This is a genomic window from Pseudonocardia adelaidensis (assembly GCF_039543345.1).
In the GTDB taxonomy this organism is placed as follows: Bacteria; Actinomycetota; Actinomycetes; order Mycobacteriales; family Pseudonocardiaceae; genus Pseudonocardia; species Pseudonocardia adelaidensis.
This window is the reverse complement of record NZ_BAABJO010000040.1, coordinates 1-11002: the sequence shown is the minus strand read 5'-3', so window position 1 is coordinate 11002 and position 11002 is coordinate 1. Positions and strand designations below refer to the sequence as shown.

The 11002-nt window shown below is 73.3% G+C and carries 9 protein-coding genes; 5 read left to right on the top strand and 4 right to left on the bottom strand.

The genetic code is table 11. From position 1 onward, the window contains the following. Positions 1 to 3: 3 nt before the first annotated feature. Together ABEA81_RS36115 and ABEA81_RS36110 are read right to left on the bottom strand one after the other, a co-directional pair. Positions 4 to 1167, bottom strand: coding sequence for an acetoin utilization protein AcuC (locus tag ABEA81_RS36115; protein ID WP_345611642.1), 1164 nt, complete (start codon positions 1165 to 1167; stop codon positions 4 to 6). Positions 1168 to 1169: 2 nt separating this feature from the next. Next, positions 1170 to 2033 carry a sulfurtransferase gene (locus ABEA81_RS36110; protein WP_345611541.1) on the bottom strand — a complete coding sequence of 288 codons (864 nt, stop codon included), beginning with the start codon at positions 2031 to 2033 and terminating at the stop codon, positions 1170 to 1172. 93 nt (positions 2034 to 2126) lie between these two features. Between ABEA81_RS36110 and ABEA81_RS36105 the strand changes: the two genes are divergently transcribed. Continuing rightward, on the top strand, positions 2127 to 2852 hold the full coding sequence (locus ABEA81_RS36105) for a metal-dependent transcriptional regulator (protein ID WP_345611540.1): 726 nt from the start codon (positions 2127 to 2129) through the stop codon (positions 2850 to 2852). Positions 2853 to 2948: 96 nt separating this feature from the next. Next, positions 2949 to 3908 (top strand): UDP-glucose 4-epimerase GalE, encoded by a 960-nt coding sequence (gene galE, locus ABEA81_RS36100; RefSeq protein WP_345611538.1) that lies wholly within the window; start codon positions 2949 to 2951, stop codon positions 3906 to 3908. Positions 3909 to 3928: 20 nt separating this feature from the next. Here the strand turns inward: galE and ABEA81_RS36095 are convergent, their stop codons facing one another. Beyond that, complete coding sequence (locus ABEA81_RS36095; RefSeq protein WP_345611537.1) at positions 3929 to 5005, bottom strand: DUF4192 domain-containing protein; 1077 nt, start codon at positions 5003 to 5005, stop codon at positions 3929 to 3931. Between the two features lie 242 nt (positions 5006 to 5247). On the opposite strand from ABEA81_RS36095, the gene sthA reads away from it, so the two are divergent. Further along, the gene (gene sthA, locus ABEA81_RS36090; protein ID WP_345611536.1) at positions 5248 to 6663 is read left to right on the top strand and encodes a Si-specific NAD(P)(+) transhydrogenase; all 1416 of its coding nucleotides are present in this window, start codon (positions 5248 to 5250) and stop codon (positions 6661 to 6663) included. Positions 6664 to 6679: 16 nt separating this feature from the next. On the opposite strand, the gene ABEA81_RS36085 is transcribed toward sthA, so the two are convergent. Next, entirely contained in the window at positions 6680 to 7699 is a 1020-nt protein-coding gene (locus ABEA81_RS36085) for a LacI family DNA-binding transcriptional regulator (RefSeq protein WP_345611534.1), read from the bottom strand. A 95-nt stretch (positions 7700 to 7794) separates the two neighbouring features. Here ABEA81_RS36085 and ABEA81_RS36080 point away from each other — a divergent pair, with 95 nt between their 5' ends. Further along, positions 7795 to 9120 carry an MFS transporter gene (locus tag ABEA81_RS36080; protein ID WP_345611533.1) on the top strand — a complete coding sequence of 442 codons (1326 nt, stop codon included), beginning with the start codon at positions 7795 to 7797 and terminating at the stop codon, positions 9118 to 9120. Continuing rightward, positions 9117 to 10430, top strand: a complete 1314-nt coding sequence (locus ABEA81_RS36075; protein WP_345611532.1) for a sulfatase-like hydrolase/transferase — start codon at positions 9117 to 9119, stop codon at positions 10428 to 10430. Before ABEA81_RS36080 ends, ABEA81_RS36075 begins: the two co-directional genes overlap by 4 nt. The last annotated feature ends 572 nt before the right edge of the window (positions 10431 to 11002 follow it).

The window sequence follows — 11002 nt, the reverse complement described above, 5'->3', positions numbered from 1 at the left end:
CCGTCAGTCCCTCGGGTCGTCGGGGTCGAGGCCGTACAACGGGAAGACCGCCCGCCTGGTCTCCAGGACGGCGGTGTCGACCCGGTCGGCCCCCTCGGTCCACGGGATGTACCCGGTGTCGCCGCCGTCGGTCATCGAGATCGGCAGCTGCTGGCTGGTGAGGCTCGCGGTGTGGGCCACCCAGCCGGCGGGCAGCGGGCGGTCCGGCCCGACGTCGCGGTCGAGCACGGTGGCGATCAGGTGGGTCCACGACCGGGGCACCACCCGGAAGAGCCCGTACCCGCCCCCGCCCACGGCGAGCCACTTGCCGCCCGCGGTGTGGGTGGCAAGCTCCCTGAGCGCCCGGTAGATGGTGCGGTGGCCGTCGACCGTGAGACCGAGGTCGGCGAGCGGGTCCTCGACGTGGGTGTCGACGCCGCACTGGGTGACGAGGATCTGCGGCCGGAACTCCGTGAGGAGCGACGGCACGACCGCGTGGAAGGCACGCAGCCAGCTAGCGTCGGGTGTGCCCGGCGGCAGCGGGATGTTGACGGCCCGCCCGGCCGCCTCCCCCTCCCCGTACTCGCCCGGCCAGCCGGTGCCCGGCCACAGCGTCATCGGGTGCTGGTGCAGCGAGATCGTGAGCACCCGCGGGTCGGTGTAGAACGCGGCCTGCACGCCGTCGCCGTGGTGGACGTCGACGTCGACGTAGGCGATGCGGTCGAACCCGTGGTCGAGCAGCCAGGAGATCGCCACCGCGCAGTCGTTGTAGACGCAGAAGCCGGACGCGCGGTCGCGCATCGCGTGGTGCAGCCCACCCGCGATGTTGACGGCGCGGTCGGTCCGGCCCTCGGCGATCTCGCGCGCCGCGAGCAGCGATCCCCCGCAGACCAGCGCGCTGGCCTCGTGCATGCCGAGGAAGATGGGGTTGTCCTCGGTGCCGAGCCCGTGGCCCACGCCGAACGGCTGCTCGGGCGCGGACTTGACCGCGGTGATGTACGACGGGACGTGGACCCGCTGCACCTCCTCGTCGGGCGCCTGCTCGGGCGCCAGCGGCTCGACGCCCTCGAGCACCCCCAGCTCGGTGGCCAGCCGCATCGTGAGGTCGAGCCGCACCGGGTCGAGCGGGTGCTCGTCGCCGAGGTCGTAGCCCAGGAAGTCGGGGGTCCACACGACCGCGGCCCGCACGCTCACGGTGCCGACCCGGTGGCCACGGGTCGCGCCGGGTCGGCCGACCAGTTCGACCACGACCCGACGTACAGCCCGATCGGCCGATCCGGCGGGCGGAAGCCGGCGTGCTCGGCGGCGAGCACCAGCGCCGCCGCGGTGGCGCCGGACCCGCAGTACGCCGCGACGTCGCACTCCCCCGCCTCCGCCAGCCCGCCCAGCCACTCGGCCAGCGACACCGGCGGGAGCCAGCGTCCGTCGGACGCGAGGACGTCGGTGGCCGGCGCGTTGCGGGCGCCGGGGATGTGGCCTGCCTTCGGGTCGACCGGCTCGTGCTCACCGCGGTAGCGCTCCGGTGCGCGGGCGTCGAGCAGCACCCCGCTGCGGGCGAGCGCGGCCGCCTCGTCGGCGTCGAGCACCGGCATGCCGCCGGTCCGCACCGTGACGTCGCCGGGCACCGGCCGGGACGGCTCGGCCGTGGTGGGCAGCCCCGCGTCGACCCAGCCCCGGAACCCGCCGTCGAGCACCGCGACGCGACCCGCGGCGAACCCGGCCCACCTCAGCAGCCACCACGCCCGCGCCGCCTGCACGCCCTGGGCGTCGTCGTGGGCGACGACCAGCGACCCGTCTCGCACCCCCGCCCGGCGCAGCGCGGCCTGCAGCCGTTCGACCGACGGCAGCGGGTGGCGACCGGCAGGCCCGGGCGGGTCGGCCAGGTCGGTGTCCATGTCGAGGAAGACGGCTCCGGGGATGTGTGCGGCGTCGTGGTCGGGCCTCGCGGGCGGGCCGCCGAGCCGCCACCGCACGTCGAGCACCACGGGCCGCTGCTCCGGATCCGGGTCGGCGAGGAGTCGGGCGAGCCGGGAGGGAGCGACCAGGGGATCCATCAGTGCGAACACCCGGTCATCCTGCCCGGGATGGCGGGGCGGCTGCGAGCCGTTGCACCGATAGAATGGGGTCTTGACGGAAGGGCTGGGGGCGTGAACGAGCTCATCGATACCACCGAGATGTACCTCCGCACGATCTACGAACTCGAGGAGGAGGGTGTCGTTCCGCTGCGCGCGCGCATCGCGGAACGGCTCGGCCAGAGCGGGCCGACGGTGAGCCAGACCGTGGCCCGGATGGAGCGCGACGGGCTGGTGGTGGTGGCCGGCGACCGGCACCTCGAGCTCACGGAGGCCGGCCGCGGTCGTGCGGTGGCCGTGATGCGCAAGCACCGGCTCGCGGAGCGGCTGCTCGTGGACGTGATCGGGCTCGAGTGGGAGTTCGTGCACGCCGAGGCCTGCCGCTGGGAGCACGTGATGAGCGAGGCGGTGGAGCGCAAGCTCGTGAAGCTGCTCGACAACCCCACGATCTCCCCGTACGGCAACCCCATCCCCGGCCTCGACGAGCTCGTGAACGCCCTCGACACCGCCGCCGCCACGCGTTCCGCCTCGGCCCCGCCGGTGCTGGAGGTGGGCCTGCAGCGCCTCGACGAGTTCGCCCGCCGCGGTGGTGGGCCGGTGGAGGTGCGCCGCATCGCCGAGCACGTGCAGGTGGACGCCGACCTCATGGCCGATCTCAAGTCGGCCGGCATCGTGCCGGGTCAGGACGTGGACGTGGACGCCATCTCGCGTTTCGGCGACGCCGTGACCGTGGCGAGCAACGGCGCCTCCTCGTCGGTGGCGCCGCTGATCGCCCACGCGGTGCTCGTGCGGGCTCGCTGACCGGAGCCCTCCGAGTACGTCGCGGTGCGCCGTGAGACGGTGTGCCGCGACGCGCGCCGGCCGGGCGACGCGCGCCGAACCCCGAGGAGGAGTTCTGTGAAGCTGCTCGTGACCGGTGGCGCCGGCTACGTCGGCAGCGTGTGCGCCGCGCACCTGGTGGACGCGGGCCACGACGTGACGGTGCTCGACGACCTGTCCACCGGGCACAAGGACGCTGTGCCCGAGGGCGCGCGGTTCGTGGAGGGCGATCTCGCGGCCGTCGCGGACGACGTGCTCGCCGACGGTTTCGAGGGCGTGCTCCACTTCGCGGCCAAGTCGCTCGTGGGCGAATCCGTGCAGCGGCCGGAGCTGTACTGGAACGGCAACGTGGTGACGAGCTTCCGGCTGCTCGAGGCGATGCGCCGCCACGGCACCCCCCGGCTGGTGTTCTCCTCCACCGCGGCGACGTACGGCGAGCCGGAGCAGGTGCCGATCCGCGAGGACGCACCGACCAGGCCGACCAACCCGTACGGGGCGAGCAAGCTCGCCATCGACCACGCGATCGGCTCCTACGCCGTGGCACACGGGCTGGCCGCGGTGAGCCTGCGGTACTTCAACGTGGCCGGCGCCCACGGCCGATTCGGCGAGCGGCACACGGTGGAGACCCACCTGATCCCGCTCGTGCTGCAGGTGGCGTCGGGCATCCGCGATGCGGTGCAGGTGTACGGCGAGGACTGGCCCACCCCGGACGGCACGTGCGTGCGCGACTACATCCACGTGGACGACCTCGCCGACGCCCACCTGCTGGCGCTCCAGCACGCGCGGCCGGGGCGGCACGCGATCTACAACCTGGGATCGGGAAGCGGCTTCTCGGTGCGCGAGGTGGTGGAGGCCTGCCGCACGGTGACCGGACACCCGATCCCGGCCGTGTCCGCCCCCCGCCGTGCCGGCGACCCGGCCGTGCTGATCGCCTCGAGCGAGGCGGCCAAGGCCGAGCTGGACTGGCGGCCGCACCGCACCGACCTCGCCACGATCGTGGGCGACGCCTGGGAGTTCACCCGCACCAGGACGGCGTGACCGGCCGCTGAGCACGGCGCTCACCGCGCGTCCCGCGTGGGCCCGCCGAGCAGCGTGTCGCGCACCTGGGACGGCCGGACGCCGGCCGCGGCGCAGCGGCGGACGAGTCCCGCGAAGGCGTGTCCCGGCCACGCCCGCTCCGCGCGGTCGAGCGCGATGTTGGCCAACGCGCCGTCACCACGCAGCAGCGCCGAGACCGCCAGCAGCGCCGCAGGCTCGGCCGCCTCGGGATCGGGCGTCTCCCGGACGAGTGCGGCCCACAGGTGTTCGGCGGCCGCCCCGCCCGGCCCGGCGGTGCGCTGCAGCGCCCAGCCGCGCACCTCGGCGATCCCGAGCGCCGTGGCCAGCGCGACGACGTCGTCGTCGGACAGGGCGAGCCGCCCGGCCGCGGAGTCGGCGATCGCGGCGTCGACGAGGAACACGCCCGCGTCCGGTTCGAGGACGACCGCGCCCGTGTCCCCCTCGAGCTGCCCGTCCACCGACTGGATCAGCCGCTTCTCGCGGCGCCGGAGCACGTCCTGGTCGACCGGGGCGACCACTGCCTCCAGCGCGGCGCGATCTGCGTGCACCACCTTGCCCTCCGCCACCACGGCGGCCACGAACGGTGTGGTGGCGGGGTCGGGGACCGTGCCCGCGCAGCCGCACGCCTGGTAGCAGGCCCAGCGGGCTCCACCGGTGGTGCGCTCGGTCCACATCACGGCCCGGATCGGCACCTGCTGCGCCGCGAGCGCCGACTCGACGCGGCCTGCGAGCAGCGAGTGCGGGAGCGGCCCGGGTGGATCACCGGACTCGCTCACCACGACGGCGACCGCTCCCGTGGGTTCGTCGAGGAGCAGTCCGCACACCGCCGACGCCACGACGAGCTCGGCGTGTTCGGCGTACTGCGGGTGCTCCGGCGGCGGCAGGTCGACGCGCAACGTGAGGCCGAGCCTGCGGCCCGACAGGCCGCCGGTTGCCATCAGGACGAGCGACTCGCGTGGGTGGAACCCGAGCATGGCCGGGACGGCGGCCACCAGCTCGCCCTGGTCGCGTACGCGGAGCACGGGCCGCTGGTCGACCGGCGGTGCGGCGGGAGGGTGGTCGGCGGGAGGCGTCATGCGGCGAGGATGCGTGGCGGGGGCCGGGCGATGGGGGCGTTGCTCCGTTCGGCTGTGGGCAACGTGCGGCGGAACGGGCGGGATCGCCGCGATGTGGACAACCGGCTGTGAGCGCGCGGCGCGTTGACCGCCGTGTCGTCGTCGACTGTTAACCTCCCGCGCTTGCCGCGCGGCACCGGTGGGGCAACGCTGTCCCCCGTGCGGTCCGTCGATGGCCCGCCGACCGTGGGGAGGACCGCCGGGTGTACGACTACGACCTGCTCGTGATCGGATCCGGACCGGGTGGCCAGAAGGCCGCGATCGCGGGTGCGAAGCTGGGCAAGCGCGTCTGTGTGGCGGAGCGGCGCAACATGATGGGCGGCGTCTGCGTCAACACGGGCACGATTCCGTCCAAGACGTTGCGCGAGGCCGTGCTGTACCTCACCGGCTTCGCGCAGCGCGACATGTACGGGGCGAGCTACCGCGTCAAGAGCGAGATCACCATCGCCGACCTGCTCGCGCGCACGCAGCACGTGGTCGGCCGCGAGGTCGAGGTGGTCCGCAGCCAGCTGCTGCGCAACCACGTCGAGATCATCGGCGGCACCGCGCGCTTCGAGGACGAGCACACCGTCACCGTGCAGGGCGACGCGCGGGGCGACCGCAGCACCGTCACGGCCGAGAACATCGTGATCGCCACCGGCACGAAGCCCGCCCGTCCCGCCGAGGTCGAGTTCGACGACGAGCACGTGCTCGACTCCGACGGCGTGCTCAAGCTGCAGCGGGTCCCGGGAACGATGGTGGTCGTCGGCGCCGGCGTGATCGGGATCGAGTACGCCTCCATGTTCGCCGCACTCGGCACCAGGGTCACGGTGGTCGAGAAGCGGCCGGCCATGCTGGACTTCTGCGACCCCGAGGTGGTCGAGTCGCTGAAGTTCCACCTGCGCGACCAGTCCGTCACCTTCCGGTTCGGCGAGGAGGTCGAGAAGGTCGAGGTGGCGCAGCGCGGCACCGTCACCAGCCTGGCCAGCGGCAAGCGGATCGCGGCCGACATGGTGATGTACTCGGCGGGCCGCCAGGGCGTGACCGACGAGCTGGACCTGGAGAAGGCGGGCCTCGCGGCCGACAAGCGCGGCCGCATCACCGTCGACAAGCAGTACCGCACCGAGGTGCCGCACATCTTCGCCGTCGGCGACGTGATCGGCTTCCCCGCGCTCGCGGCCACCAGCATGGACCAGGGCCGGCTCGCGGCCTACCACGCTTTCGGCGAACCGGCCCGCGAGCTGCAGGAACTGCAGCCGATCGGCATCTACACGGTGCCGGAGATCTCCTACTGCGGCCGCACCGAGGCCGAGCTGACCTCCGCGTCCGTGCCCTACGAGGTGGGCATGTCGCGCTACCGCGAGCTCGCGCGCGGCGCGATCGTCGGCGACTCCTACGGCATGCTCAAGCTGCTCGTCTCCACCGACGACCGCACGCTGCTCGGCGTGCACGTCTTCGGCACCGGCGCCACCGACCTCGTGCACATCGGGCAGGCGATCATGGGCTGCGGGGGCACCGTCGACTACCTCGTCGACACCGTGCTCAACTACCCGACGCTCTCCGAGGCGTACAAGGTGGCCGCCCTCGACGCGACGAACAAGATCCGCGCGCTCGAGGTGTTCGAGAACGGGTCGCTCTAGCACCCGATCCGCGGAGTCAGCCCGACGCGCGCGTGATCAGCTCCCACGGTGCGGAGAGCTCCGCCCCGGGGAGGGCGGCCTCGGCGTCGAGGCGTTCGAAGAGGCGGGCGACCGCATCGGAGAAGTCGAGGGCCACGGCGCCGACGCTGGTCAGCGGCGGGGAGATCATCAGGCCTTCGGGGATGTTGCCGATGCCGATGACGGCGAGCCGGTCGGGCACGGTGACACCCAGGTCGCGGGCCGCCCAGATGCCGTCGATCGCAGCACGGTCGGTGGCCGAGAGCAGCGCGGTGGGCGGGTCGGGGAGCCGCAGGAGGTCGCGGACCGCGGCGTAGGCGTCGGGCCGGGAGTCCGCAACGGCCCGGACGAGCTGCGGGTCCTGCGCGATGCCGTGGGCGGCGAGGCCGTCGGTGTAGCTGCGCAGCTTGACGTCGGCGAGCGGGTCGCCGTGATCGTCGGCGTGGGAGAGGAAGGCGATGCGGCGGTGGCCCGCGGTGATCAGCCGCTCGATCGCGGCCCGGCAGGCGCGCAGGCGGTTCTGGCGGACCACGTCGAAGCCGTCGGGTTCGAGGTCGTCGTCGAACACCACGAGTGAGCGGCCCTGCGCGGCCAGCGCGGCGAGCTCGGCGCCGTCGAGCGGGCAGTCGTGCAGCAGGACGGCGCCGTCGATGTAGCGCTGCCGCAGGATCCGCAGGATCGCCGCCGTCGAGGCACCGGTGATGACTGGGAGCGCGACGACCGCGAGCCCCCGGTCCGCCGCCGCCACCTGCAGCTCCTCGGCCAGCCGGTCCGACCACGGGCTGGACGGCGCCGGGTACATCAGCGCCACCACGTCCGTCCGCTGCCGGCGCAGGCTGCGCCCGGCCTGGTCGAGCTGGTACCCGGTCTCGGCGACCGCGCGCAGCACGCGCTCCCGCGTCTCCGGCGGCGGTGGTTTCGCCCCGCCGCGGCGGCCGGAGAGCACGTAGGACACCGTGGCGGTGGAGACGCCCGCGCGCTCCGCGATGTCGCGCTGGGTGGGTCGGCGCGGCGGCACGCACCGACAGTAGCCGACTTCGGGCCGGCGGCTTTACAGGCGAGACGCCAGGGCCTACGGTGCCTTGTTAATCGAATAACATGACGGGAGCAGCGATGACGCAGCAACCGCACGACGCCCCACCCCGCCAGTCGATGCCCAAGGTGGCGGCGGCCAGCATGTCCGGCGCGCTGCTCGAGTGGTACGACTTCAACCTCTACGGCATCTCCGCCGCACTGGTGTTCAACAAGCTCTTCTTCCCCGACGTCGACCCGGTGATCGGCACCCTCGCCGCGCTGGCGACGTTCGGCGTCGGGTTCGTCTCCCGCCCGATCGGCGCCCTGATCTTCGGGCACTTCGGGGACCGGCTCGGGCGCAAGAAGGTGCTCGTCACCACGATGATGATCATCGGAGGGGCGACCTTCCTGATCGGCCTGCTCCCGGACTTCCACACGGTCGGCTTCTGGGCGCCCACCCTGCTCGTCCTGCTGCGCCTGCTGCAGGGCCTCGGGCTCGGCGGGGAGTTCGGCGGGGCATCGCTGCTCGCGGTCGAGCACTCGCCCCGGCACCGGCGTGGCTTCTGGGGCAGCCTCCCCCAGTGCGGCGGCGCGACCGGATACCTGATCGCCGTGTCCGTGGTGGGGCTGTTCACCGGCCTGTCCGAGGAGCAGTTCCTGAGCTGGGGCTGGCGCGTGCCGTTCCTGTTCAGCGCGGTGCTGCTCGTCGTCGGCCTGATCGTCCGCCTCAAGATCGAGGAGACGCCCGCGTTCCAGGTGGTGCGGGACGCCGGGAAGCAGGAGCGCATTCCGCTGCTCACGGCCCTGCGCCGCTACCCGCGCAACATCGCCGTGGCCTTCGGCGTGCGCATCGGCGAGGCCGGCACGTCGCAGATCTACCAGCCGTTCGCCATCAGCTACGTGACCACGAGCCTCGGGTACGGCCAGGGGGTCGCGCTCACCGGGATCGTGTTCTACAACCTCATCGGGCTGGCGCTCATCCCCGTGGCGGGCGCGCTCTCCGACCGGATCGGCCGCCGGCCCATCTACCTCGCGGGCGGGATCTTCGTCGTGCTCACCGCGTTCCCCTACGTCTGGCTGCTCGGGTCCGGTTCGACGGCGCTCGTGTGGCTCGCGATGGCGCTGGTCGGGCTGGGCGGCGCCGTGTGCATGTCCAGCCTGCAGCCCACGATGTTCGCGGAGATGTTCGGCGTGGGCGTCCGCTACTCCGGGATGTCCTTCGCCTACCAGCTCTCGGCGATGGTCGCGGGCTTCGTACCGGCGATCGTCACCTCGTTCCTCGTGGCGTCGGGCGGGGCGAGCTGGCCGATCGCCACCGTCGCCGTCGTGCTCGGGCTGGTGTCGGTGGTCTCCACGCTCTTCCTGCGCGAGACCCGCACCGTCGACACGTCCGAACTCGAGGCCCGCCGAGAGGTGCATGCATGAGCCCCGCCGTCAACCGCAACGTCCTCGTCTTCTTCACCGACCAGCAGCGGTTCGACACCACCGGTGTCCACGGCAACCCGCACGGGCTCACGCCGCACTTCGACCGGATGGCGCGCGAGGGAGTGCACGTCGAGCGGTCCTTCACCTGCCAGCCGGTGTGCGCGCCGTCGAGATCGGCGCTGCAGACCGGCCGCTGGCCGACGTCGACCGGTTGCTTCCGCAACGGCATCCCGCTGCCGGCCGGCGAGCCGACGCTCGCCCACCGGTTCGCCGCCGCCGGCTACGAGACCGCCTACATGGGCAAGTGGCACCTCGCCGACGACGACGTCGCCGGCCCGGTGCGGCCCGAGCAGCGCGGCGGCTACGAGCGGTGGCTCACGTCGAACCTGCTCGAGTTCACCTCCGACGCCTACGAGACCACCCTCTACGACGAGCACGGCGAGCCGCACGACCTGCCCGGCTACCGGGCCGACGCCCTCACCGACGCCGCGATCTCCTACCTGCGCGAGGGGCGGGACCGGCCGTTCTTCCTGTTCCTGTCCTACCTGGAGCCGCACCACCAGAACAGCCGCGACGACTACCCCGCACCCCACGGCTACGCCGAGCGCTACGCCGACCCGTGGCTCCCCGGCGACCTCGCCGCGCTCGACGGCAACACCCGCGACCACCTCGCCGGCTACTACGGCATGGTCCGGCGGGTCGACGAGTGCCTCGGCCGGGTCCGCGCCGCGCTCGAGGAGCTCGGCCTGGCCGACGACACGGTGCTGCTCTTCACCTCCGACCACGGCTGCCACTTCAAGACGCGCAACGACGAGTACAAGCGCAGCTGCCACGACGCGTCCATCCGCGTGCCCACCGCCGTGACGGGGCCGGGGTTGCGCACCGGGGAGCCGGTGCGGAGGCTGGTCAGCCACCTCGACCTGCCGCCGACCCTCCTCGACGCGGCCGGGCTCCCGGTGCCGCCGGAGATGGACGGCCGCTCGCTGCTGCCCGTCGTGCGCGGCGAACCGGACCCGCGGCCCGACGACGTGCTGGTGCAGATCAGCGAGTCGCAGGTCGGGCGGGCACTGCGGACCCCGCGGTGGAAGTACGCGGTGGAGGCGCCCGACGCGGACGGGTGGACGACGCCGGCCGCCGAGCGCTACGTCGACGCCCACCTCTACGACCTGGATGCCGACCCGCACGAGCTGCACGACCTCGTGGACAGCCCGGCTCACGGGGCGGTGCTCGCCGAGCTGCGGGCCCGCCTGGAGGAACGGATCGTGGAGGCGGGCGAGAAGCGGCCGGTGATCGAGCCCGCCCGGCAATGATGATCACGGCGGTGGGAGGCCCTGTGAGCGCCACCCCGATGCCCGCCGCGGGCGGACCGGGAACGCCTCAGTACCCGATGCCGTGCTGGTCCAGCCACGGGCGCGGGTTGACCTTCTTGCCGCCCGGGGTGGTGACCTCGATGTGCAGGTGCGGGCCGGTGGAGTGCCCGCGGTTGCCCACCTCGGCGATCACCTCGCCCGCCGCGACGTGCTGCCCCTTGCGCACGAGCGAGCGGTTGATGTGACCGTAGGTGGTGACGGTGCCGTCGTCGTGACGCACCCGCACCCACAGCCCGAAGCCGCTCGCGGGGCCCGAGTCGATCACGGTGCCGGCGAGCGGGACGCGGATCGGTGTGCCGATCGGGGCGGCGATGTCCACGCCCTCGTGCGCGCGGCCCCAGCGGCCGCCGAACCCGGACGTCACGCGGCCGGTGACCATCTGGACGGCGCCACCCGCCGATGCGGTCTCGGCCGCCTTGGCCGCCTCGGCCGCGCGGGCCGTCACCACCGCCGCGGCCGCGCGGGCCGAGTCCGCCGAAGTCGGATCGTAGCCATGTCGTTCTGTGAGCCAA